This is a genomic window from Streptomyces sp. NPDC004752 (genome assembly GCF_053601275.1).
In genome coordinates this window covers 200,664-223,562 of the sequence record NZ_JBSGBN010000001.1, presented here as the reverse complement: position 1 = coordinate 223,562, position 22,899 = coordinate 200,664, and the positions used below count along the sequence as shown (strand labels likewise).

General features: G+C 67.2%; 21 protein-coding genes. 14 read left to right on the top strand and 7 right to left on the bottom strand.

Annotated features, from left to right (window positions below):
* Positions 1-31: 31 nt before the first annotated feature.
* Positions 32-802, top strand: a complete 771-nt coding sequence (locus tag ACWEKM_RS00935) for a GntR family transcriptional regulator (protein ID WP_451618995.1) — start codon at positions 32-34, stop codon at positions 800-802.
* A 198-nt stretch (positions 803-1,000) separates the two neighbouring features.
* Here the strand turns inward: ACWEKM_RS00935 and ACWEKM_RS00930 are convergent, their stop codons facing one another.
* Positions 1,001-2,380 carry an MFS transporter gene (locus ACWEKM_RS00930; RefSeq protein WP_451618994.1) on the bottom strand — a complete coding sequence of 460 codons (1,380 nt, stop codon included), beginning with the start codon at positions 2,378-2,380 and terminating at the stop codon, positions 1,001-1,003.
* Between the two features lie 422 nt (positions 2,381-2,802).
* Here ACWEKM_RS00930 and ACWEKM_RS00925 point away from each other — a divergent pair, with 422 nt between their 5' ends.
* Positions 2,803-2,925: a hypothetical protein gene (locus ACWEKM_RS00925; protein WP_451618993.1), complete on the top strand. Its 123-nt coding sequence runs from the start codon at positions 2,803-2,805 to the stop codon at positions 2,923-2,925.
* A gap of 370 nt (positions 2,926-3,295) precedes the next feature.
* Here ACWEKM_RS00925 and ACWEKM_RS00920 read toward each other — a convergent pair whose 3' ends face one another.
* A complete protein-coding gene (locus tag ACWEKM_RS00920; protein ID WP_451618992.1) occupies positions 3,296-5,107 on the bottom strand; it encodes a hydantoinase B/oxoprolinase family protein in 1,812 nt (603 codons plus the stop codon).
* A complete protein-coding gene (locus ACWEKM_RS00915) occupies positions 5,107-7,194 on the bottom strand; it encodes a hydantoinase/oxoprolinase family protein (RefSeq protein ID WP_451618991.1) in 2,088 nt (695 codons plus the stop codon). Before ACWEKM_RS00915 ends, ACWEKM_RS00920 begins: the two co-directional genes overlap by 1 nt.
* 373 nt (positions 7,195-7,567) lie before the next feature.
* Between ACWEKM_RS00915 and ACWEKM_RS00910 the strand changes: the two genes are divergently transcribed.
* The 3 genes from ACWEKM_RS00910 (at position 7,568) to ACWEKM_RS00900 (ending at position 11,430) form a co-directional block, all read left to right on the top strand.
* Positions 7,568-8,269 carry a GntR family transcriptional regulator gene (locus tag ACWEKM_RS00910; protein ID WP_451618990.1) on the top strand — a complete coding sequence of 234 codons (702 nt, stop codon included), beginning with the start codon at positions 7,568-7,570 and terminating at the stop codon, positions 8,267-8,269.
* A 659-nt stretch (positions 8,270-8,928) separates the two neighbouring features.
* On the top strand, positions 8,929-10,410 hold the full coding sequence (locus ACWEKM_RS00905) for a diaminopimelate decarboxylase family protein (RefSeq protein ID WP_451618989.1): 1,482 nt from the start codon (positions 8,929-8,931) through the stop codon (positions 10,408-10,410).
* 219 nt (positions 10,411-10,629) lie between these two features.
* Positions 10,630-11,430, top strand: a complete 801-nt coding sequence (locus ACWEKM_RS00900) for a nucleotidyltransferase domain-containing protein (RefSeq protein WP_451618988.1) — start codon at positions 10,630-10,632, stop codon at positions 11,428-11,430.
* Between the two features lie 86 nt (positions 11,431-11,516).
* Here the strand turns inward: ACWEKM_RS00900 and ACWEKM_RS00895 are convergent, their stop codons facing one another.
* On the bottom strand, positions 11,517-12,272 hold the full coding sequence (locus tag ACWEKM_RS00895; protein ID WP_451618987.1) for a TetR/AcrR family transcriptional regulator: 756 nt from the start codon (positions 12,270-12,272) through the stop codon (positions 11,517-11,519).
* 86 nt (positions 12,273-12,358) lie between these two features.
* On the opposite strand from ACWEKM_RS00895, the gene ACWEKM_RS00890 reads away from it, so the two are divergent.
* On the top strand, positions 12,359-13,939 hold the full coding sequence (locus ACWEKM_RS00890) for an MFS transporter (RefSeq protein WP_451618986.1): 1,581 nt from the start codon (positions 12,359-12,361) through the stop codon (positions 13,937-13,939).
* A 128-nt stretch (positions 13,940-14,067) separates the two neighbouring features.
* On the top strand, positions 14,068-14,661 hold the full coding sequence (locus ACWEKM_RS00885; protein ID WP_451618985.1) for a TetR family transcriptional regulator: 594 nt from the start codon (positions 14,068-14,070) through the stop codon (positions 14,659-14,661).
* Positions 14,662-14,675: 14 nt separating this feature from the next.
* Here the strand turns inward: ACWEKM_RS00885 and ACWEKM_RS00880 are convergent, their stop codons facing one another.
* Positions 14,676-15,707, bottom strand: a complete 1,032-nt coding sequence (locus ACWEKM_RS00880; RefSeq protein ID WP_451618984.1) for an SMP-30/gluconolactonase/LRE family protein — start codon at positions 15,705-15,707, stop codon at positions 14,676-14,678.
* A 172-nt stretch (positions 15,708-15,879) separates the two neighbouring features.
* On the opposite strand from ACWEKM_RS00880, the gene ACWEKM_RS00875 reads away from it, so the two are divergent.
* The 7 genes from ACWEKM_RS00875 (at position 15,880) to ACWEKM_RS00845 (ending at position 21,889) form a co-directional block, all read left to right on the top strand.
* Positions 15,880-17,697, top strand: a complete 1,818-nt coding sequence (locus ACWEKM_RS00875; protein WP_451618983.1) for a flavin-containing monooxygenase — start codon at positions 15,880-15,882, stop codon at positions 17,695-17,697.
* Positions 17,698-18,086: 389 nt separating this feature from the next.
* Complete coding sequence (locus ACWEKM_RS00870) at positions 18,087-18,428, top strand: ArsR/SmtB family transcription factor (RefSeq protein WP_451618982.1); 342 nt, start codon at positions 18,087-18,089, stop codon at positions 18,426-18,428.
* A complete protein-coding gene (locus ACWEKM_RS00865) occupies positions 18,425-20,188 on the top strand; it encodes a SulP family inorganic anion transporter (RefSeq protein ID WP_451618981.1) in 1,764 nt (587 codons plus the stop codon). Before ACWEKM_RS00870 ends, ACWEKM_RS00865 begins: the two co-directional genes overlap by 4 nt.
* Entirely contained in the window at positions 20,188-20,598 is a 411-nt protein-coding gene (locus ACWEKM_RS00860) for a pyridoxamine 5'-phosphate oxidase family protein (RefSeq protein WP_451618980.1), read from the top strand. Before ACWEKM_RS00865 ends, ACWEKM_RS00860 begins: the two co-directional genes overlap by 1 nt.
* On the top strand, positions 20,598-21,023 hold the full coding sequence (locus tag ACWEKM_RS00855) for an ATP-binding protein (RefSeq protein ID WP_451618979.1): 426 nt from the start codon (positions 20,598-20,600) through the stop codon (positions 21,021-21,023). The genes ACWEKM_RS00860 and ACWEKM_RS00855 overlap by 1 nt, the downstream gene beginning before the upstream one ends.
* 53 nt (positions 21,024-21,076) lie before the next feature.
* Positions 21,077-21,472, top strand: a complete 396-nt coding sequence (locus ACWEKM_RS00850) for an STAS domain-containing protein (RefSeq protein WP_451618978.1) — start codon at positions 21,077-21,079, stop codon at positions 21,470-21,472.
* Positions 21,473-21,538: 66 nt separating this feature from the next.
* On the top strand, positions 21,539-21,889 hold the full coding sequence (locus ACWEKM_RS00845) for a zinc ribbon domain-containing protein YjdM (RefSeq protein WP_451618977.1): 351 nt from the start codon (positions 21,539-21,541) through the stop codon (positions 21,887-21,889).
* 350 nt (positions 21,890-22,239) lie between these two features.
* Here the strand turns inward: ACWEKM_RS00845 and ACWEKM_RS00840 are convergent, their stop codons facing one another.
* Both ACWEKM_RS00840 and ACWEKM_RS00835 read right to left on the bottom strand, forming a co-directional pair.
* A complete protein-coding gene (locus ACWEKM_RS00840) occupies positions 22,240-22,578 on the bottom strand; it encodes an ArsR/SmtB family transcription factor (protein ID WP_451618976.1) in 339 nt (112 codons plus the stop codon).
* A 5-nt stretch (positions 22,579-22,583) separates the two neighbouring features.
* Positions 22,584-22,769, bottom strand: coding sequence for a hypothetical protein (locus tag ACWEKM_RS00835; protein WP_451618975.1), 186 nt, complete (start codon positions 22,767-22,769; stop codon positions 22,584-22,586).
* Between the last annotated feature and the right edge of the window lie 130 nt (positions 22,770-22,899).

Here is a 22,899-nt window from a genome sequence, read left to right as displayed (position 1 = left end):
CCCGAGCACCCGAGAAGAGCCCACCAGCATCATGCCAAGCATTCACCTCAACCGGCACAACGGAACAGCGCTCTACCGCCAGCTGAGCGAAATCATTGAAGGCCGTTTGAAGGCCGGAGAGTTCCCGCCGGGTAAGCGTCTGCCGAGTTTGCTCGAATTCGCCGAAGAATACGGAGTGAACCGGCTCACCGTCCGGCAGGCACTGGACGAGCTCGCCCGGCGAGGCGTCATCGAGGTGAAGCAGGGGAACGGCACGTTCCCCGCTGCGACCAAGGTTCGTTTCGACATCGGGGCCGTGCCCAGCTTCACCCATAACATCTCGGTCCACGGCGCGACCACGGATACCCATCTCCTCGACGTCCGCACCGTTGCGGACAAGCGAATCCAAACCGAACTGGGTACGACCGAGCGCCTGATCCGCTATGAACTCGTACGCTACGTCGATGGAATTCCCTGGAGCCTCAGCACCATCTGGATCGACCGCAGCCGGCTACCGCGCCTGAAAACCTACTGGCCCTCGACGGAAGGCACTGGATCGCTGTTCGATGTACTGCGTGATCATTACGACATCGAACTGCGCCGGGCGTACCGCACCTACTGGAGCGAACTCGCAGAACCCCGCGACGCCGACCAACTCGATGTTGCTGTCGGCTACCCCATCCTGGCATCAGAGGGCCTGGACAACACGCAACACGGCGAACCGATCCTGTTCACCACGTCGAAGGGTCGCGGGGACCGGATGAAGGTGACCTTCCGGTACAACGATGCGCACTCACACGAAGCTGCCGAAGACCAGAGATAGGGCATGGGTGCCATGCTTTTGGCTATGGCAGCAGGGCCTCTTGGCGGTGCTCGGTCGGGATCGGTTGGGATCGCAACCCCGAGCGGCCAAGAGGACCCGCTGTCATGTCCCGGCTGCCGCCGGATTACCTGGGCAAGAGCCCTGTTCGATAGGTCAAGCCCGCCGGGCGGTGAGCAGATGGCGTCTGAGCGCCACCGATCAGGAGCTGACCCTGTCCTGCCCGTTGGCAATGACTGCCGATTGTCCCGGGTGGCGCCTGGGTTGCGGGCCCTCGCTCAGGGACACCTTGTATGTCTCGGGAGCAGCGAGCACGAAGAAGAACACCACCGCGGCAAGCACGGCGACGTACACGCCCGGGGCGAGTCGGCTGCCGGTTTGTGTGACCAGGAATGCACACAGCAGCGGCGCGGTTCCCCCGAACACGGTGTAGGCGATGTTGTACGCGAACGACGCACCGCTGTAACGGACTCGGGTGGGAAACATTTCCGCCTGGGTGACCGCCATGCCTGCTCCGACTATGCCGACGCCCAGAACCAGCATGGCCTGGCCGAGGACGGCCGACCACAGACTGCTTGCCTGTGCGACGGAGAACGCGGGAACACCTAGGACAGCCAGGGTGGCACAGCCCGTATACAGTACGGGCTTTCTTCCCACTCTGTCACTCAGTAGACCGAACACCGGGGCGACGACAAGGAAAAGCGAGTATGCGATCACGGTCGACAGCAGCGCGGCGGTCTGGGAGATACCGATGTTCACGGTCAAGAAGGTGACGAAGTATCCGCTCACGATATAGAACACAACTCCGGTGACCGCGCTGAAAGCCAGAACGTAGACGATCTGCTTGGGGTACTCCTTGATGGCGCGGACCAGCGGCAGCTTTTCCACCGTGTCTGTCGCCTCCACCTCTTGGAACTCGGGAGTGTCCTCCATCTTGAGGCGGATCCACAGGCCCACGAGCGCCAAGGGCGTCGCGATCAGGAAAGGCACGCGCCAGCCCCAGGAAGAGTAGGCGCCGGGCGACAGCGACGACGTGAACGCCAGCACTGTAAGGGCGCCGGCTATGGTCGGCAGCACGGTGGACGTCAGTGATATGGCTGCCCAGAATCCCCGGCGCTCGGCCGGCGCGTACTCCACGATGAACGAATTCGCGCCGGGGAATTCACCGCCTGCCGAGAAACCCTGGATGAGCCTGGCCACCAGCAGCAGGAGCGGAGCCAGCAGGCCGATCTGGCCGTAGGTCGGCAGAAGACCGATGATCGTCGTCCCCACACCCATCATCAGGATCACAGCGGACAAGATGTTACGTCGGCCGATCTTGTCACCGAGGTTCCCGAAGAAGAACCCGCCCAGTGGGCGTACCAGAAAGCCAATGCCGTAGATTCCGAATGTGGCGAGCAGGGCTGCGGTCTTATCGCCTTCGGCGAAGAAGTGGGTCGCGATCGTCGGCGCGGTAAATCCGTATACCGCCCATTCATACCACTCGACGAAGTTTCCAACAGTGCCTGCAGCAAGGGCCTTTCGCGCCGTTCTGGCGGACCCGTTCGAACTCTTCGTATCTGATGCTGTCCTGGTGACCATCGTTTTCCTTCCGATCTGATTTCCCGTTCCACCGCAGGCAGGCCCTGCCGTCACCCAGGTGACCGCAGTGACACGTGTCCTTCCGTCGAGTGGTAAGTCCGAGATGAGGCGGTCGGCTCTCTGCGCTACGTCCGCTGGCACCTGCACATGCCACACGGGGTCTTGTCGAGGCTGGTGGCTGCCTCGTCTGCGAAGAAGTCGCCGCTTCCGTCGGGGAACAATGACGTCGCTGAAGGTTCCCTGGTGCCGACCGCGAGATCATTTCATTCTGAAGTTGCTGGTCACGGGGGTGATGTGACCGGTTGGACAGCAGGTGGTCATCTACTGTCGAGGCCGGTTCGCCGGAGATACATGTCGGCGTTCTCGTCGGCGTCTACTGTCCGCAGGGATCGGGGAGTTCGCGGTCGGGGAGAAAGCGACCGGTGTCGGGGGTGGTGACGTGGGTGATGCGGCGGCGGATCGTGGTGGCCGATCGGGCCGAGCAACTGCGCGAGGAACCAGCAGAAACGGTGGCTGAGGCGGCCCTGGAGGTCGCGGAGGTGTGATCGGCCGGTTCGCCGGGACCGATCGCGCGGTCGAGGCGGGGGAGGCGGGGGAGGCGGGGGAGGCGGTCATGGATACGGAGTTGAAGCAGCTGACCACGTCGTCCGGGGCGGGCAGGAAGCGGCTGGTCCCAGGCCACGAGGGGGATGGACGCGGACATGCTGCCGGCGGAGTACCCGGCGGTCATGCGACTGGTGGCTGATGCCGTGGAGCCGGCCCAGTCCGGCAAGGTGCTCGGCAGGGGCCCGCTGCCCGGCCCGGTCGAGGCCGGCGCAGCATGCCGGGGACGAGCGAATCACCCGGATCCGTCAGCGATTTCCTGGGGCGGGAGCCTGCCGTCGGGACGATACCGGGCCGGGGCACGGTCTCCCGTCACCGATGATCGCGAACACCTTCGCGGAGCCGGGCCCGCAGCTCGGCCGTCGCGTTCTCGTCGACAGTCAGGTCCTCCCGGCTGCCGGTGATCACCACGCCGTAGACCTCGCGCGCGTGGTCGGTGCTTTCCCAGCGTTCGAGTACGTCCTTGAGCACGCGCCGCGGATCGCGGTCGAGGGGATCACCGTATCCTCCGCCGGAGCACTCGACACCGCGCACGGCCTCGCCCTTGTCCAGCTTGACCGTGGCATTGTTGGGCAGGAGCGTTTCCTTGCCGTCGGCGTCGATGAACCACCCGGCGGCCAGGGCTCCGTCGCGCCCGCCGAGCACCCCCTGGGGCGCGTTGACCTGCCCGTCACAGGGATAGATGACCGAGACACCGTCCTCCTTGGACTCATAGGCCAGATCGACCGTGGCCCCGCCCCGGTGTTTGCCGGCCCCGCCGGCATCGGTGAGCATGCGGATGTGCCGGTACTGGATCGGCATCTTGATCTCGTCGATTTCTACCGAATCACGGTAGGTGAGACCGGCCGAGCTCGGCAGGTTCCAGGTCAGCCAGCCGTCGGCCGCTGGGCTGGCGGGTCCGCCTGCGGCACCCATGAGAATCTGATTGACGAACCGGTCACCGATCCGGGAGTCGAAACCGGCGACCACCGCGTGCGGAACGCCGAGCCCGACCGGCCCCTCGGCGATTCCGTAGGGCTCGCCGAGTTGAGCGAAGGCCGCGCCCACGCAGTTGGTGACCCGTTCGGCGAGGTTCGTCGTCGCGACCGAGCAGCTGTGCGGGAACTCCGGGATCCCTACGGCCGCGCCCTTCTTGAGCTTGACGTCAATACGGCGGAACGCCCCCGAGTTCTTCGGCACCCGCACATGCAGACCGTTGAAGATGCCGCTGTAGACGGCGGACATGGTGGTGGCCTCGGTGAGATTCAAACCGCAGTCGACGTTGGGCACATTGTCCGTGAGGTCGACCGCGATGCGTCCGTCGGCGGACTGTATGTCGATGTCGACCTGGAACGCCAGGCCCTCGGGCAAGTACGGCTCGAACGGGTCGTGCTGACCAGTGTTGTGCAACGTTGCCTGGGGGAGGGCCTCGATGGCATGACGCATGAGATCCTCGGAGTAGTCGAACCAGTCCCGAATGAACTGCTTGACCACATCCTTCCCGTACTTGGCACACAACTCCTTCAGCCGCCGTTCGGCGACCCGAGTGGCCCCGAGCGCGGCGAGGAAGTCGCCATGCCATTGGCGCGGTACCCGAATACGGGCCATGCACATGCGCATGATGTCGTCGTTGGTCGTGTAGTCCCGCTGCACCCGCACGGCCGGGAAGATCAGCGCCCCTTCCTCGTACACGTCCTTCGCGGCGGCATGATACGTGGTCGGGACGGAGTTGCCCGTGTCGGCCTGGTGGGCCTTCGCCACGGCGGTGAACATGTGCTCACCCTCGACGAACACCGGCACCAGCACCGCATGATCCGCGGCGTGGGAGTTGCCCCCATAGGGATTGTTGTCGAGGAACGCGTCACCCTCGGCCAGATTCGGGTGCGCGGCCAGAACATTCGCGGCCTGCAACTGCACTCCAAAGATGTGCACGGGAATGCCCTCCGCGCACACCAGCAGTTCGCTGTCGGCCGTGGCGATCGCGCAGGAGAAGTCGCGCCCGCTGTTGATCACAGCTGAACGGGCCGAGCGAAGCAGGGTGGTGGTCATCTCCCGCACGATGCCGTCCAGCCGGTTGGCCAGGATCGCGGTGAGGATCGGATCGAACTCCTTGTTGCCAGGAGTATCCAGAGTATCGCCGGACATCAGTGGATGTTCCCTTCCGGAGCAACGTGCAGGATGTAGTTGCCAGAGCCGCTGACCTCCGTGGCCATTCCCGGATAGACGACCAGTGTGGTCGTGGGCTCTTGAATGATGGCCGGCCCGGTGACTTGCTGGCCGGGACGCAGATCCTGGGAGAGGTAGACGGCCGTATCGATCCGCCCTGCCTGCCCGAAGAAGCAGCTGCGTGTTTTCGAGGGAGCGCCGTGGGTTCGGGAAACCTTCGGAACCGGAGGATGCCGCGTGTCCAGGTGAGCCGTGAGCCGGGCCTTCCAGCTGATGAATTCCAGCCCTGCCGAGTCGTCCCGGAAGGCGAACAGGCGCTCGTGTTCGTCATCGAAGGCTTTACGGAGCTGAGCTACGTCCTCATCGTTGTGGAACCTGCTGACGGGGACCGGCGTCACGATGTCCCACACCTGACCCTCGTAGCGGGCCTCGGTGAAGTACTCGATGGTGCAGCGGTCCTCGGGCAGACCGATTCGGGCGGCGAAAGCCGACAGTTTGTCTTCCAGCCCGGCCAGCGTCCGGTTCACACGCTCCAGGTCGAACGTGTCCGACCGGGTGATGACCGATGCCGATTCCTCCTTGACGATATCCGCGAAATGCATCCCCGATGCGGACAGCGCCGCAGCGGTCTTGGGGAGGATGACGCGCTTGCTGCCCAACTCCGCGGCGATCTGCATGATGTTGATGCCGGCGGCGCCTCCCCCGGCGACCACCGTGCTCTCTTTGGGGTCCAGGCCCTGAGAGATGGTCATGTCATAGACGGCCTTGACCATATGGTCGGTGGCCAGGGTGAGAATTCCCCACGCGGTTTCGTCCACGCTGCGGCCCAGTTTCCTCGCCACCCGGTCCAGAGCTTTCTGGGCTGCGGGGGTGTCCAGGTCCATGCGGCCACCGAGGAAATGGTCCGGGTCGAAGAAGCCCAGCACACACGCGGCGTCGGAAAGGGTCGCTTCGGTGCCACCGCGCCCATAACACGCGGGCCCTGGCTCGGATCCGGCCGAGTGCGGGCCGACGCGCAGGAGCCCGCCGTCGTCCACCCAGGCGATGGAACCGCCGCCGGAGCCGATCGAGCGGATGTCCACGGAGGAAATCCCGAGCAGATCCCCCTCCCATTCACCGCCCAACCATGTTTCCCGGCTGTGGACCAGTTCCGAGTTGTGCGACAGACCCACGTCGAATGTCGTACCGCCGGTGTCGCAGACTATGGTGTCGCCGCCGAAGCCTTCCGCTGTCGAGAACGTCACGGCGGCAACCGGAGCCATCGCGGGCCCCGATTTCGCGGCATTGATCGGTGCCGCGATCATTTCCTCGACGGTCATGACGCCGCCAACGCTGGACGAAACCAGCAGCTGACCCGTGTAGCCGAAGTCACGGAGATCCGATTCGAGCTGGCGAAAATGACTCTGCATCAGCGGTTTGAGGGAAGCGTCGATGGCTGTGGCAGAGGCCCTGCGATATTCCCGCACGATCGGCGCGATCTGGTGCGAGAGGGTGTAGGGAACGCCGGGGAGGATCTCCTCGATCAGCTCTGCGATCCGCAACTCATGCGCCGGGTGGACGATCGACCACAGCAGACACACCGCCACCGCCTCGTAGTTTTCTTCACGAAGCTGGTTGAGGATGCCTCGCACGGCGTCTTCGTCGAGCGCCTTGGTGATCCGCGCTTCCGAGCTGACGCGCTCGGGGACCTCGAAAGTCCTGCGCCGCGGGATATAAGAGTCCGGGTACTCGGTGGTGTAGTCGAAGACGTCCCGCTTGCCGCCTTCCTTGAGCACGAGGATGTCGGGGAATCCTTCGGTGGTCAACAGCGCGGTCTTGGCCACCGTACGGTTCACGATCGCGTTGGTGGCCCGCGTGGTTCCGTAGATGAACGAATCCGTGTTCGCCGCTATGGACTGCGCGGAGATGCCCAGGTCTTCACCGATGCGATCCAGTGCCTGGCGCATCCCGTCGAAGACCCGGTTGTGGGTGGTCAGGGCTTTGCCGATGTAGTGGTTGTCGTTCTCGTCGCGGACGACGACGTCGATGAAGGTACCGCCGGTGTCAGCGGAAACGGCGAAGCGCATAAAAAATTCCTTGCTACTCGACGACCAGCATGTGATCCAGAGGGCTGAAACTAATCAGCGGGCCGACTCGACGATTTCTCGTTTCCCTGTAAACCTTGACGTCTTCCGGGTATTTCCGATATGCGGCCTTCTCTGCTTCGGATCGGCGGGATCACGGCCACGGGGATGCGGTGGCGGCAAGCCGGGCCGGCGCCCGGGTCGTGGATTCCTGGCCCAGTGAAGGTCGACAACAACACGTTCGACGAAGTGGTCCCCTCAATCAGGTCACGGCCACCCGGTCACATCATCGATCAGACAACTCGGTTTGAGGTACGGTTTGGCCGAGTATCATAGGCGGAGTGTGCAGTGTCAAGACCGTGTACTGAGGGGATGAATGAAGTCTCAAAACGGCAACGGCCAGGCTGTCGAGGCTCTGCGCGAGCAGATCTACCAGCGCCTGTGCGACAACCTGCGCGGCGGGAGGTTCGCGCCCGGCGAGAAGATCACGATCCGGCAGATCGCGGACCGTGAGGGCACCAGCCCGACACCGGTGCGTGAGGCCCTGTACCGGCTGGTGGCCAACGGAACGCTGGTGGCCGAGACGAACCGCTCGACCCGGGTGCCCCTACTGACCGGCGCTGACATTCGAGAGTTGCGGGATATTCGGGCCACTGTAGAGGGGCTGGCTGCGGCGCGAGCCGCTGAGATCTGTGATGCTTCGCTCATCACCAGGCTCCGGTCGATCAGCGCGCAGCTGCGGGAGGCCCGCGAGCAGGAGGACTACGAGACGGACCTGCGCTGCGTGTACGAGTTCCAGTTCGGCCTGTACCGCGCCTGCGCCATGCCCTATCTCATCCAGATCATCGAGGGCTTGTGGCTGCGCACCGGTCCCTATCTGACCCTGCTGTACCCGGACTACATGCAACGTGTGACCTCTCTGCGCGGGGACTGGCGTGAACGGGTGTGTGTCGCCCTCGAACAGCACGATGCCGACGCGGTCCGGAATGAGATCGACCGCGATGTACGGGAGACGCTGAGCCACCTCGCCTCGATCGTCGAGGCATCGCAGTTGCTACGGGCCGGTGGTCGACGCTGACGAAGCAGTACAACCGCCCTCCCGGCGGCGGGTGAGCCTACGACTCCGTCGGCGATGACCGAGCGCGGTCGGCCCGTGACGTGAAGACGGCCGCGCGGGTTTCGCCTGCCCGCCTGCCCGCCTGCCCGCCTGCCCGCCTGCCCGCCTGCCCGCCTGCCCGCCTGTCTCGCCGGGCACGCCCTCCGCCGCCGGCTGAGCATCGAGGCGAATTGGACCTGCCCTGGGCGAAGGCGTTCGCGAGCTACTGGCAGCAGCTCACAGCACGCACGGGCCGTACCCCGACCCGACGGGGACCAGGCCGGAGGAGAAGCGGCAGCATCCCGGCCCGTGGAACCCGGCACACCCACACCTTCCACCCTTGACACCGCACATCTTGTCTACGATGATGAAGAAAATCATACCTCAAACTGCGAATTGCGTGATGCGGTGTTGGAGGTGCGGTGCATTGACTGTGGCTGTCAAGCAGGGGCAAGGAGCCTGGCAGTGGGACACGGGTGGGCCTCACTTCCCTTCGCGGGACGGTCACGCGCCGAGATTCCGACTGTGAGGCGGTGCCATGGCGCACGGTGGGGTCGGACCCGTTCCACATTATGGAAAACCTCAAGGCTTTGCCCTGAAAGCAAGCTGAGTTCTCATTTCACCAAGGAAACGGAGCTGCCATGTCTGAATCCTCCGCATTCGCCGACCCTGTCTCCGGCTACGGACACGATGCCCTTTCACCTGTTCTCACCACAACCGACAGTTTGAGTGTGGCCGTTGATGGCTGCCTGATGGTGGAAGGCCGGCGGGCCGATGAGCTGGTGAAAGAGTTCGGCAGTCCGCTCTATGTGCTGTCCGAGCGGACACTGAGAGCCAATTACCGCAGGGTGGCCCGTGCCATGGCCGCCGCCTGGCCGGTAAAATCAAAGATCCTCTATGCGATCAAGGCGAATAACAACCTCGCGGTACGAGCGATCTTCCACCAAGAAGGAGCCGGGGGTGACTGTTTTGGTGAAGGCGAGCTCTACGCGACATTCCTCGGCGGCGCCACGCCAGATTCGGTCGTGTTGAACGGCAGCAACAAGAACCCTCGTGACCTACGTGCTGCGGCCGAACTCGGGCTGGTCATCAACATCGACGGGGAGGACGAGATCGACTTCCTTCGAGAAATCGCGCGGGAGCTGGGTCGGTCTGTTCGTGTCTGTCTGCGTTTGCGCGCGATCCCGGCGGAGTTCACGGATCGGACTCCGGACTACATCGACAGCGCTGGACGATCCCTTGCCGAGAAGATCGAGGGCGCGCAGTGGGGTTTCTCCGTCGAGAGTGCCGCGCGGCTCATCCCGGCCATCATGAACACGCCGGGGCTTGATCTGCTCGGTTATCACCATCACCTGGGTCGGCTTCTCCCGGACCTGGACTACAACACGGCCTGGGCGCGCGAGCTCGTGGGTTCGATCGGTCTGCTCGAGAAACATACCGGCTTTGTTCCCCGCCTGCTCAACATCGGCGGCGGGTTCGCCCGCGAACGGGACCCGGAGTCTCGCAACCGGGAGCTCAATCCGAACAGGGTCGAAGACCACATCCGGGCGGTCACCCGCGAGTTGATCGCCGGCTTGAACGGGTTGGGCTTTCCGCTCCCGGAGCTGTGGGTGGAACCCGGGCGCTATCTCGTGGGGAATGCCGGTGTGCTGTTGGGGACGGTCGGACAGATCAAACGTGACCTGGGGCGGATCTGGGTCAACGCCGACTTCTCGATCAACAACCTGATGCGGATCGAAACCTCCGGCAGCAACTATCACGTCCTGGCCGCCAACCGCCTCCGCACGCCCGCGGTCGAGCCGGTCACGGTCGTCGGCCCGCTGTGCACCGGTTCCCCGATCTCGCGCGAGCGCCCCATGCCGGAGCTGAAGAGGGGTGACATCCTGGCCGTGCTGGACGCCGGCATGTATGCCGAGACCGCCTCCACGCAGTTCAATGGTGTACCGCGCCCCTGCACCGTGCTCGTGAACGGCGACCGCGTCGACGTCATCAAGGAGCGGGAATCGGTCCTGGATGTGTTCGCCCAGCACCGTGTACCACCGCGTCTACGTGCCGTGCCGCACCGCCCGCAGAGCGAGATCGAACCCGAACCCGAAAACGATCGCGAGACCGACAACGCCTGATTCGAGCCCGAAGACGGACGTGCCCGGGTACGCGTAATTGCTGGGCACGTTCCGTCAGGATCCAACCTATGCCGGAAAAATCGTCGACTGGGCTGAGCAGCCCTGGCCTGCCGTTGGGCGATCGACGGGGCGTTGAACCACCGCCTATCCGCTCGCATGATGCCGCATCGTCTCAGAAATCCGTTCGGGGTGGGCGACAGCACACGGCACAATCGCCTCATGAACGAACGAGGACTGGACGGCGACGGAACAATCGCACGTGAAGGCGCTTTGGACCGAGTGCCGCCACTATTCGGGCCCGTGGTCGACGCGGCCCGCAGTCATATCGCCGAGACGTTCGAGAGCCCGCGGCTGCACAGTGCCTACCTCTACGGCAGCATTCCCCGCGGCACCGCCACACCCGGAGTTTCCGACCTCGATCTGCAGCTCGCTCTCCATGACGAGCCCACTGAAGCCGACCGCGCTGACGCCAAAGCGATCGAGGCCGCACTCGACCAGGCATTCCCCCAGATCAATGGCGTCGGGATCCTGCTGACCAGCACATGCGCTCTGCTCAGTGATGCCAGCCGTTACGACGGCGGATTCTTCATTGCCTGTCTTTGCACCCCGCTGCTCGGCCCCGACCTCGCAGAACAACTGCCTCATTACCGCCCCACAACCCTGCTCGCACGTGAAACGAACGGCGACCTCGCCCGCGTGCTGCCACGCTGGCGTGCCAAAGCCGCCGAAGCCACCACGGACGCACACCGTCGAACCCTCAGCCGCGTCGTCGCTCGCCGTATCGTCCGCACCGGGTTCACTCTGATCATGCCTCGATGGGGCGGCTGGACCAGCGACCTCGGCAAGTCGGCCGAACTCTTCGGCCGGTACTACCCGAAGCGCGCTGGACAGATGTGTATCGCCGCGTCCATCGGCCGCGCCCCCTCGGCCGATCCGGTAGCGCTGGGAATGCTCATCGACGACCTCGGCACCTGGCTGGCCGCCGAATACACAGCCGTGCACGGCGAGAAAGAGGCATGACAGGGACTGACGAACGGTCGAGGCACGGGCGTATCCGACAGCGGTTCGGGGTGAGGCTGCTGTGGGTGTGAACGAGGTGATGAAGGTCAGGCGGGTTTGGCCTCGGAACGGTTCACCGCAGCAGAGGGTCCTGTGCTGTCGTTCTCCAGCGCGGGGGCGAGGAGGTGGCAGAGGGAGTCGGCCAGCAAGTGGAGCGGGTCGGCGGTGTCGAGGGGCCAGCCGACGGCGATCCAGGCGGAGAAGAACGACTCGGTCTGGAGCACGGCCATCAGGGCGCGTTGGCGGGCTTCCGCGGGGTCGACGCCCCGCCAGCGCTCGGATTGCCCGACGAGCAGGCCGACGTAGCGCTCGTGCGCCTCGACGTACTGGACGCGGCGGGCGCCCATGCTGCGCAGTGCCGCCGGGGCCGCGGCGTTGGCCACGCGGCGGATCGGCGCCACCTCCTCCCAGCGGGTCTGCGCGCTGTCGAGCCAGGCACGCACGCTGGCCAGGGTCCACTGCGGCAGGGCGGCCAGGTCGGTGTACGCCTCCTCCATCAAGGCGTACACACGCGCGACGAGGGCGTCGAGGATGTCGGCCTTGCCGGGGAAGTGGGCGTACACGGTGGCCCGGGTCACGCCGGCGGCCTGCGCGATGTCCTCCATCCGCGCCTCTAGGAACGATTTTTCGGCGAACACCTCGACGGCGGCGTCGAGGAGCCGCAGGTGTGTGAGTCTCTTCTGCTCCGCGCGCAGATTCTTACGGGGCACGGGTTCGGCCCGGCCAGTGTCCGGGGGAGTCGCGGCGTCGGAAGCGGGTGGGGTACCCCGCTGGGCGGTCTGCCGCGTGGTTGAGCGATGCATGACTTCACCATACGCCGTGTATGGTGAGCTGGTCTCGCTATACATGGCGTATAGCGACTTGCCGATTCGGCCGGGAGCCCCCTCTGATGAGCACCGCTGTGAACAAGTCGAGTCCCACGGACGCATCGCCCGAGTCCCGCCGACAAGTGCTGAAGGCGCTCAGCGGGCTGCTGCTCGCGCTGTTCGTCTCGACCTTCAGCAGCACGGTGGTGTCGAGCGCGTTACCGAAGATCATCGGAGCCGTGCACGGATCGCAGACTCAGTACACGTGGGTGGTCACTGCGACGCTGCTCACCACGACGGTGACGACTCCGATCTGGGGCAAGCTCGCCGATCTCGTCAGCAAGAAGGCCCTCGTGCAGACGGCGATAGCCGTCTTCATGCTGGGCGCCCTGGCCTCCGGGATCAGCCAGACGGCCGGTCAACTCATTGCGGCGCGCGCCTTGCAGGGCATCGGGGTGGGAGGGGTGCAGGCTCTCGTCCAGATCGCGCTCGCGGCCATGATCCCGCCCCGGGAGCGCGGGCGTTACAGCGGTTACCTCAGCAGCGTTACGGCGACGTCCACCATCGGCGGGCCGCTGCTCGGCGGCGTCATCGTCGACACCTCCTGGCTCGGCTGGCGGTGGTGTTTCCTCATCGGAGTACCGGTCGCCGTCGTCGCGCTCCTGCTGCTCCAGCGGACGCTGAACCTCGCCGTCATCCGACGGGAGAACGTGAAGATCGACTATCTCGGGGCCACCCTGATCGCCGCGGGCGTCAGCGTGCTGCTCATCTGGGTGTCGTTCGTGGACAACTCCTTCGCGTGGGGCTCTTGGCAGTCCGCCGCCATGGTGGGTGGCGGACTGGCACTGATCCTCCTGGCCGTGTGGGTGGAGTCGCGCGCCGCCGAGCCCATGGTCCCGCTCGCCATCGTCAGGCAGCGCACGACCGCGTTGGCGATCGTCGGCAGCCTCGCCGTCGGCACGGCCATGTTCGGCGCGTCGGTCTTCCTCAGCCAGTACTTCCAGCTCAGCCGCGGGCACACCCCGACGGAGGCGGGCCTGCTGACGATTCCGATGATGGCCGGCATCCTGATCGCCTCCACGGTCGCCGGCCGGCTGATCAGCCGAACAGGGAAGGTCAAGCCGTTCGTCATCACCGGCGCCGTCCTCCTCACCGCCGGATGCGCCGGCCTGGGGACCATCGACTTCCGGACGCCCATGCTCTTCCTGAGCGCGTCGATGCTGTGCGTCGGGATGGGTGTCGGTATGACCCTGCAGAACCTTGTGCTCGTGGTGCAGAACACCGTTCAGCTGAAGGACGTCGGCGCGGCCAGTTCCACGGTGTCCTTCTTCCGCTCCCTCGGCGGCACGATAGGTGTCTCGGTCCTCGGCGCCGTACTGGCCCGCCACGTCCACGACGAGATCGCCGAGGGCCTCGCCTCCACCAGGCTGGCCGGCGGGGCCGACTCCGTGGACAACACCGCGCAGTCCCCCGCGGTGCGGGAGATCGTTCGGATCGCGTACGGAGACGCGACGGCGCAGGTGTTCGCGCTCTCGGCCGCCGCGGCCGTCCTCGCCGTCGTCGCGGCGGTCCTGCTGCGACCGGTTCGGCTGCGCAGCAGTCTCGACCTGCCGGAGAAGACCGCGGCAGCCGCTTCTCGGTCGGCCGACCCGGTCGCCGACTGAGGCGCGGCATTGTCGACCGGCACGGCAACGACCTGCCGGTCGACGGCGGTGTGATCGCAGCGGTGTGCTCCGGCCGCATTGGGAGAGATACCTGAACCGTGCCTGATCCGGGCCGATATCCTCACGCTGTGACACGGCGACCCCTCCCTGACGAGCGACGGCCGGCGAACGACGGGCCGAAGGCGGCCGCGCGCAACCGGGCCGCTCTCATCGCCGCTGCCCGGGAGATCTACGCGGAGCACGGGCTGGACACTCCGCTGTCCGCGATCGCGCGCCGGGCCGGTGTCGGCCAGGGTGTGCTGTACCGGCATTTCCCCGACCGGGCCACGCTGGCGCTCGCCGTACTGGAGGAGAACGTCCGGCAGATCGAGCAGGCGGCGGCAGCGCACGGCACGGACATCGCCCAGGTCCTCGGCGTCCTGACCTGGCACCAGACGGACTCGATCGCTTTCGTCGGTATCCTGCACGCCGATGAGGTGAGCAGCCACTCCGGCACCCCCGCCTATGCCCTGACCTTGTCCCAGCGGGTCGAGCGAGCCCTGCGCAGACATCTGCCGGGCGGGCATCCGCTCGCCGCGGCGCCCGATGATCTCATGATCGCCATCAGCATGGTCTCCGGTGCCGTCACCGGCCCCACCCGCGAGCAGCGGGAAGGCCGGGCCCTTGCGGCCTGGCGGCTGCTCGGTGTCGCGGTGGGACCGGTGCGACCCTTCGCGGGGTGAGCGGCGGCGGGGCCTCAGCCGCCGTTGGACTGGCGGGTCCCCTCGGCCAGCGCGTCGAACGAGTACACGTAGCCCCCGTCGGGTCCGCTGACGGTCATGTACGCCTTTGTGCCGCCGGGTGTGATGGCCACGTTGGTCGCCATTTCGAGCCCTTCGGCGGCGCGGGCGGGAACCTCCACGGTCGCCAGGCGCTCACCATACTTGCTGTACACCACCATCGCGGGCCGGCCGGACAGGCCCTGGTAGAGGTTGCCGTCCGCGTCCACGGCGATCGAGTCGGTCTCCGCGATCCCGCCGTCGACCCGGATGGCGGTGTGCCGGGACGCGACCCGGCCCTCGCCGTCGAGGAGGAGGTAGGAGATGCGGTTCTGCGTCAGCTCGCTGAACCACAGCCCGCGGTAGTCCGCGTCGAAGGAGATGCCGTTCGGCGCGGACAGGCCGTCCGCCAGGACGGTGGCGCCCTTCCCGTCGCGGTCGATCCGTACGACGCGGCCCTTCGCCTCGCCCTCGGTCATGCCGCGTGAGTCGCTGACGTACAGATTGCCGTCCTGGTCGAAGGCGAGGTCGTCGGGGTTCATCCGCGCGCCGTCGACCTCGCCGGAGAAGAAGGTCCGCACGTCACTTCCGTCCGGGGCCAGACTCACGATGTCACCGTGGGAGAAGTCGGTCAGATAGACGCGTCCGTCGTAGGGGCTGAACTGGGCCGAGGTGTAGGTGCCGCGGTCGTCGGTGTGGACCTTCTTCGAGGTCTTCTTCCGGACGTCCACGCGCAGCAGCTTCGGTTCCCCGGCGGGAGCGGTGACATCGACGACAAGCAGCTTGCCGTCCTCGTCGAAGGTCGGTCCCTCCAGCAACGTCATCCCGGTCTGCTGGTGCGTCTGCGTCACCCGCATCACCTTCTGCGCACGGATGATGCGGTCCCCGCCGGCGCCGGCGCCGGCCGCCGTGTCCGCGGCGGGTCCACCGGTTTGCGTTCCGCACCCGGTGAGGGCCAGCACACCGACCGCGGTGAGCCCGGCGAAGGGGCGGATCGAGAATCGTCGCATGTCAATCACACTTCCTGTCCGAGGTATGCGGAAGCAACCTCCGTACCAACCGGACAGTGCTGTCCGGTCCTTGTTACCGTAGTGCACGGCTGCTCAAGTCCCATGATTTCTCGGCCACTTCATGGGCGAGGTGGCTTCATCGCAGTGAACCGGAAGGAACAAGGTCCCCCACATGGCACATTCGCAAGAGCTGTCGACCGAGGCACTCGCCGACCTGCGGGAGCGTTATCGGAGCGAACGGGAGCGACGAGTACGGCCCGACGGTGCCCGGCAGTATCTCCGCGCCGACGCCGAGTTCGGCTGGTACGCCACCGATCCGTACGTCGGTGAGGTGGCCGAGCGCGGGCCGGTGCGCGACACGGTGGACGTCGCGGTCGTCGGTGGCGGATTCGGCGGCATCCTCGCGGGGGCGCGGCTGCGCCAGCGGGGCGTGGAGCGCGTCCGTGTCATCGAGACGGGCGGTGACTTCGGGGGGACCTGGTACTGGAACCGATACCCCGGCATCCACTGTGACGTCGAGTCGCACGTATATCTGCCGCTGCTCGACGAGACCGGATACGTCCCGGAGTGGAAGTACGCGCCCGGTGAGGAGATCCGTCGCCACGCGGTGCGGATCGCGGAGAAGTTCGACCTCTACGCCGACGCCCTGTTCTCCACGTCCGTCACATCCTTGACCTGGGACGACACCTCCGAGGCATGGATCGTCACGACCGACCGGGGCGACAAGTTCCGGGCCACGTACGTCATCACGGCCACCGGCACCCTGTCCGAGCTGAAGCTCCCCGGCATCCCCGGCATCGAGAACTTCAAGGGGCACACCTTCCACACGTCACGCTGGGACTACGGCTACACGGGCGGCACCCCGGACGGCGGCCTCACGGGCCTCGCGGACAAACGCGTGGGTGTGGTCGGCACCGGCGCCACCGGCATCCAGGTCGTCCCGAAACTGGCCGAGGACGCCGAGCACCTCTATGTCTTCCAGCGCACCCCCTCCACCGTGGACGTGCGCGCCAACCGCCGCACCACCGCGCAGGACGTCGGCGCCGAACGCCCGGGCTGGGCGAGCGAACGACGCGACAACTTCCTGCGGATCGTCTCGGGCGAGACCGCCGACGACGACCTCGTGGCGGACCAGTGGACCGGGTCGGCGGGCCTCCTGGAGAAGCTCCTGCCGAGCTTCCGCCGGCAAGGCGACCGAGCGGCCTTCGAAGCGGCCTACGAGGCCGCGGACGCCGCCAAGATGAACGAGGTCCGCGCCCGCGTCGAGGAGATCGTCACGGACCCGGAAACCGCGGAGAAGCTCAAGCCCTGGTACCGGTACGCCTGTAAGCGCCCGACCTTCTCCGACCTGTACCTCCAGGCGTTCAACCGCGACAACGTCACCCTGGTCGACACCGCGGACACCCACGGCATCGAGCGGTTGACCGAACACGGGGTCGTCGTCGGGGACACCGAGTACGCGCTCGACTGCCTCGTCTTCGCCACCGGCTTCTCCGTCGGTGTCTCCGGTGTCCACTCGGGTCGGCTGCCCGTGCGAGGCCGACAGGGCGTCCAGTTGCAGGACGCGTGGCGGGAGCAGGGACCCCGCACGCTGCACGGTTTCACCAGCAACGGCTTCCCGAACCTCATCCAGCTGGGTGGTACGCAGGGCGCCGCCAGCGTCAACTACACACATGTGCTGGACGAGCACGCCGTCCACGCCGCGGCACTCGTCGTCGCCGCCGAGACCGCGGAAGCCTTGATCGAACCCTCCCGCGGGGCCGAGGACGCCTGGATCGCCACCCTGGCCGACGGCGCCCCCGACCACGAGTGGTTCCACGCCGAATGCACCCCCGGCTACTACAACGCCGAAGGCCGCGGCCGGCCGAACGGTCCGATCGCCTACCCCCGCGGCGCGGTCGCCTTCCACGACCTGCTGAGGCGGTGGCGGGAGGAGTCCATGGCCGAGGTGCTCAGCGCCAGGACCGTCCTCCGTCAGCAGAGGATGTAGTCGGACACACCCCATCATCTCTGGTCGGCGCGTCTGCACACCACGGGCGCCAAGGCGCCGCCGGGCGGCCCCGGCTGCCGATGAAGACGACGGGTACCTCGTTCACCCGCGCGCTGGGGCGGGTGAACGAGATCTCCGCGTCCCAGCCTGCCTCCGCCACCGGCTGACCTGTCGGCTGTGACTGCGGCGGCCTGGTAGGGCATCAGCGCATATATGTGCGAATCGCAGCAAAACGGATATCGGAATTGCGAAATTTTGCAATTGGTTACATGCTGTGGTTGGTGCGCCCGTCCGTCCTGACCCGGTAGCCGCGGGCGCAGCACATCCGTGTTGGACGTCTGTCGTGTCCGCCCCGCGAGGGTGGGGTCTGCCAGGGAAACCGAGGGGTCGTGTCCGTTCCGCTGTACCAGGCCAAGGCCGAGTTCTTCCGGATGCTGGGGCATCCCGTACGGATACGGGTGCTGGAGCTGCTACAGGACGGGCCCATGCCCGTACGGGAGTTGCTCGCCGCGATCGAGGTGGAGCCCTCCAGCCTGTCGCAGCAGCTGGCGGTGTTGCGCCGCTCCGGGATCGTCGCCTCGACGCGCGAGGGCCAGGCGGTCGTCTACGAACTCGCGGGTGGGGACGTCGCGGACCTGATGAAGGCCGCGCGCCGGATCCTGACCGAGATGCTCGCCGGGCGGAACGAGCTGCTGGCCGAGCTGCGGGAAGCCGAGGTCGCCGCGCGATGAGCACCTCACTCAGTGGGGCCCGGGCCCGGATCACTTCCCTCGGTGGGGTTCGGGCCCGGATCACTTCCCTCCTGCCCGGTCGCAGCGACCTCGCGGAGGTGCAGCGCGACCCCCGGCGGGATCTGCTGGCCGGTCTGACCGTCGCGATCGTCGCACTGCCCCTCGCGCTCGGCTTCGGAGTCTCCTCCGGCCTCGGCGCCGAGGCGGGCCTGGCGACCGCCGTGATCGCGGGCGCGCTGGCCGCGGTGTTCGGCGGTTCGAATCTGCAGGTGTCCGGGCCGACCGGAGCCATGACGGTGGTGCTCGTCCCGATCGTCGGCCAGTACGGGCCGGCCGGTGTGCTGACCGTCGGGCTGATGGCCGGCCTCATGCTCGTGGCGCTGGCCGCGCTGCGGGCCGGGAAATACATGCAGTACGTGCCTGCCCCGGTCGTCGAGGGCTTCACCCTCGGCATCGCCTGTGTGATCGGGCTCCAGCAGGTTCCGAACGCGCTCGGCGTGCCGAAGCCCGAGGGCGACCGCGTCCTCGTTGTCACCTGGCGGGCGTTCGAGGAGTTCGCCAAGGCCCCGAACTGGACCGCCGTCGGGTTCGCCGTGGCAGTGGCCGCGGTCATGCTGACCGGTGCGCGATGGCGACCGGCCATCCCCTTCTCCATCCTCGCCGTGATCGCCGCGACGATCGTCGCGCAGGCTGCCGACCTGGACGCGGCCAAGCCGATCGGCGACCTCCCCTCCGGGCTGCCCGCCCCCTCGCTGTCGTTCCTCGACCTCGGCTCGCTGGGCACCTTGCTCGCCCCGGCGGTGGCCGTGGCGGCACTCGCCGCCCTGGAGTCCCTGCTGTCGGCCTCCGTCGCCGACGGTATGACGGTCGGGCAGAAGCACGACCCGGACCGTGAGCTGTTCGGCCAGGGCCTGGCCAATATCGCCGCCCCGCTCTTCGGAGGCGTCCCGGCGACCGGAGCGATCGCCCGCACCGCGGTCAACGTCCGCACAGGAGCAGGGTCCCGCCTGGCCGCGCTCACCCACGCCGCGGTCCTCGCCGTGATCGTGTTCGCGGCCGCGCCCCTGGTGTCGAGGATCCCGCTCGCCGCCCTCGCGGGTGTGCTGCTGGCCACCGCGATCCGCATGGTCGAGGTCGGCTCGCTGCGCGCCATGGCCAAGGCCACCCGCTCGGACGCGTTGATCCTCGTCCTGACCGCGGCCGCGACCCTGGCCCTGGACCTCGTGTACGCCGTGATCATCGGCCTGATCGTGGCGGGCGCCCTCGCCCTGCGCGCCGTGGCCAAGCAGGCCCGCTTCGACCAGGTGCCCCTCGACCACGGAGACCACAGTGCAGAGGAGCACACCCTGCTCGCCGAGCACATCGTCGCCTACCGCATCGACGGCCCGCTCTTCTTCGCCGCCGCTCACCGCTTCCTGCTGGAGCTGACCGAGATCTCCGACGTCCGCGTCGTCATCCTGCGCATGTCCCGGGTGTCGACGATGGACGCCACCGGCGCTCTCGTGCTGAAGGACGCGGTGGAGAAGCTGAACCGGCGCGGCATCGCCGTCATGACGTCCGGCATCCGGCCCGGCCAGCGTCAGGTCCTCGACTCGGTGGGCGCACTCGACCTTCTCCGCTCGGACGGCCGGGAGTACGCCACCACCCCGGAGGCGATCCGGGGCGCCCGCGATCACCTGGAGATGGCCGGCGTCCTGCCCACCGTGCCCAAGCGGCAGACGAGCCCGAAGACGACAGACGTCAGCGAGGAACCCGCCTGATGAGCACCGCTCCCGCCCCCCTGCGCATGATCGAGATCTCTGGCGCGGAGGCGCTGTGGCTGCTGGAGGGCAGCAGCCTGGGCCGGCTGGTGTTCGTCCAGCGGGAGTTGACCGTCGTAAGGCCCGCCCGGCATGTGTGGGAGTACGGCCGTCTGATCGTGCGCACCCCCGTGCAGGCAGCCGCGGTGCAGGCGACGGTGACTTACCACGTGGACGAGGTCCATGCCGCGATCGGCACCGGCTGGACGGTGAGCGCGGCCGGTCCCGCCGACGTGATCACCGACCCGCACGAGGTCGGCCACTACCGGCGTACGCTCACCGGCTGGACACACGGCCCGCATGACTCGGTCCTGCGCATCCACCCCCAGACGGTCACCGGGTTCCGCCTCGCCCGTGGGACGGAAGGCTGATGTCCACGCAGCTTGAGGCGCTGCCCCACCGGCATGTGCTCACCCTGCCGAGCGAGCCGGCGGCGGTCCGGGTGGCCCGCCAGACCGCCGAACGGACCCTGATCGAGTGGGGGATCGGCCTGCGTCACCCCACCGTGGATCCGGCGCTGTTGATCCTGAGCGAACTGGTCACCAACAGCGTCCGGCATGCCGCCGCGCTCTCTCCGCAGGTCACGGTGTTCTACGCGGCCGGCGCGGACTGCCTGGCCTTCGCCGTCCACGACCGTCACCCCTACCAGCCGTCGTTGTACGCGCCCGGCACCGGAACGGGAGCCGGAGGTCTCGGCACCGTCATGGAGCTCACCCTGGGCCTGGGCGGCACCGCCGTCGTCCGGGGCGATGCCGACGGCAGGGGCAAGAGCATCTGGATCACCCTCCCTCTCTGACCGGAGAGCAGACCCCCAACGGGTAACCCGCACAAGGAAGTTCACTCACTGTCATGACCATCGACTGGCGCTACACGACCGAGCAGCACCTCGGCATCCTCTCCGTCGCCGGTTACCTCGGCCCGGACGCGGTACACCGTTTCCGCGGCGCGATCGGCTGGGTCGTCGCCCGCGGCACCGGACCGGTCGTCCTCGACCTGACCGAGCTGCGCAGTTGGTCCGCCGATGGTCAGCTGGCCATCACCGAGGCGGCGCGCCGCCTCGCAGTAGCGGGCCGCAGCCTGGAGTTGGCCGCAATCCCAGCCGACGGCTCCCTCGTCCCGGCCGGCGACTGCCCGGACATCCCCGTCCACTGCAACCTGACGGCCGCCCTCGCGGCCCATGGCCGAGGACCGTCGGTCTTGGCGGAGGGGCAGCAGGAGTGGCGCACGGACGGCTGGCCCACCTGACACCCAACCCCCACACCCACCCGCACGACATACGTATCGACTCACCGAGTGAAAGACACTGGTCCCATGAGTGAAGCACTTCCCCCTTGCCCTGAATGCTCCGGCTCGTACACGTACGAGATGGGCGCGCTCCTCGTCTGCCCGGAATGCGGCCATGAGTGGTCGCCGTCCGACTCACCGGCCGACACGGGCGGGGACAAGGTCGTCAAGGACGCGGTCGGCAATGTGCTCGCCGACGGCGACACCGTGACGGTGGTCAGGACGCTGAAGGTCAAGGGCAGCCCGACGGGGATCAAGGCGGGCACCAAGGTGCGCAACATCCGCCTCGTCGACGGGGCGGACGGCCACGACATCGATTGCAGGATCGACGGGTTCGGTGCCATGCAGCTCAAGTCCAGCGTGGTCAAGAAGGTCTGAACCGGCTCTCGCGCCGCGCCGCCGGCACCGGTCAGCCGCGGTCGGTGCCCTGTGTCGACTGAACGGGACGCCCGCCGAAGGACGCTTCAGCATACGGGCGTCGCCGTAGCGTGGGCAGACACCGCCCGGGCCTACGGCGGTGGGGCGGCCCTTGAGATGCCGGACCGGACCAGCCGTTCGTCATGCCGTGGACGGCCGTCCGGGGGAGCGGAGACCGCCCACGAGCACACTTGATCATCTCCAGGAGTGGGGGCGATGCGCCAGGGCCGACCGGAGCCGGGATCGGGTCCGGTGGGCCCCTTGTGGAACCTGGACCGCCCGCCGCAGCCGGAACCGGCGGGCGTCGCCGCTCACCGTGGCGGCTCCGTTCGGCGCAACTCGGCGAGCAGGTCCTGGCGTCCGGCCAGCAGCACGGACAGGATCCGCCGGGCCGCGGCCAGCAGCTCCGCGACATCCCCGCCGGCCAGTTCGTAGACCACCGTGGACCCGGTGCGGGTGGCGGTGACGATGCCGGAGCGGCGCAGCACCGCCAGCTGTTGCGACAGGTTGGACGGCTCGACCTCGATCGCCGCGAGCAGGTCGCGTACCGGCTTCGGGCCGTCCTGCAAGAGCTCCAGCACCCGGATGCGCACCGGATGACCGAGCATCCGGAAGAACTCGGCCTTCGCCTCGTACAGCGGAACCGGCATCCCGATCACCCCTCGTCCGCCGCCAGGTCCGCGCCGACGTCGATGCCGTGCAGACGCGCCACACGCAGCGCGTCGTCCAGCTCGTCCTGCGCGACGGCCACCTCGTAGGCGTCCTCGGCCTCCAGTGCCTGCGACAGTGCGGCACGCGCCTCGCGCACCCGCTCCCGTACGGCCTCAGCGAACCCGCCCACCCGGGACCACCTCCTCTAGAACCTGGTCGACAGGGCAACTAGCGAATTGAAGAACTCTTCAATCCTAGGCGACGGGAGCCTGGCTCGGTTCCACCGACCGGTGCCGGTAGTCGGTGTCGGGGTCGGGGTG

What these genes read in the sequence shown, in the direction of transcription:
- ACWEKM_RS00935 (WP_451618995.1), top strand. Translation starts at nt 32, where the DNA reads ATGCCAAGCATTCACCTCAACCGGCACAACGGAACAGCGCTCTACCGC.
- ACWEKM_RS00930 (WP_451618994.1), bottom strand. Translation starts at nt 2,380, where the DNA reads ATGGTCACCAGGACAGCATCAGATACGAAGAGTTCGAACGGGTCCGCC.
- ACWEKM_RS00920 (WP_451618992.1), bottom strand. Translation starts at nt 5,107, where the DNA reads ATGTCCGGCGATACTCTGGATACTCCTGGCAACAAGGAGTTCGATCCG.
- ACWEKM_RS00915 (WP_451618991.1), bottom strand. Translation starts at nt 7,194, where the DNA reads ATGCGCTTCGCCGTTTCCGCTGACACCGGCGGTACCTTCATCGACGTC.
- ACWEKM_RS00910 (WP_451618990.1), top strand. Translation starts at nt 7,568, where the DNA reads ATGAAGTCTCAAAACGGCAACGGCCAGGCTGTCGAGGCTCTGCGCGAG.
- ACWEKM_RS00905 (WP_451618989.1), top strand. Translation starts at nt 8,929, where the DNA reads ATGTCTGAATCCTCCGCATTCGCCGACCCTGTCTCCGGCTACGGACAC.
- ACWEKM_RS00900 (WP_451618988.1), top strand. Translation starts at nt 10,630, where the DNA reads ATGAACGAACGAGGACTGGACGGCGACGGAACAATCGCACGTGAAGGC.
- ACWEKM_RS00895 (WP_451618987.1), bottom strand. Translation starts at nt 12,272, where the DNA reads ATGCATCGCTCAACCACGCGGCAGACCGCCCAGCGGGGTACCCCACCC.
- ACWEKM_RS00890 (WP_451618986.1), top strand. Translation starts at nt 12,359, where the DNA reads ATGAGCACCGCTGTGAACAAGTCGAGTCCCACGGACGCATCGCCCGAG.
- ACWEKM_RS00880 (WP_451618984.1), bottom strand. Translation starts at nt 15,707, where the DNA reads ATGCGACGATTCTCGATCCGCCCCTTCGCCGGGCTCACCGCGGTCGGT.
- ACWEKM_RS00875 (WP_451618983.1), top strand. Translation starts at nt 15,880, where the DNA reads ATGGCACATTCGCAAGAGCTGTCGACCGAGGCACTCGCCGACCTGCGG.
- ACWEKM_RS00865 (WP_451618981.1), top strand. Translation starts at nt 18,425, where the DNA reads ATGAGCACCTCACTCAGTGGGGCCCGGGCCCGGATCACTTCCCTCGGT.
- ACWEKM_RS00860 (WP_451618980.1), top strand. Translation starts at nt 20,188, where the DNA reads ATGAGCACCGCTCCCGCCCCCCTGCGCATGATCGAGATCTCTGGCGCG.
- ACWEKM_RS00855 (WP_451618979.1), top strand. Translation starts at nt 20,598, where the DNA reads ATGTCCACGCAGCTTGAGGCGCTGCCCCACCGGCATGTGCTCACCCTG.
- ACWEKM_RS00850 (WP_451618978.1), top strand. Translation starts at nt 21,077, where the DNA reads ATGACCATCGACTGGCGCTACACGACCGAGCAGCACCTCGGCATCCTC.
- ACWEKM_RS00845 (WP_451618977.1), top strand. Translation starts at nt 21,539, where the DNA reads ATGAGTGAAGCACTTCCCCCTTGCCCTGAATGCTCCGGCTCGTACACG.
- ACWEKM_RS00840 (WP_451618976.1), bottom strand. Translation starts at nt 22,578, where the DNA reads ATGCCGGTTCCGCTGTACGAGGCGAAGGCCGAGTTCTTCCGGATGCTC.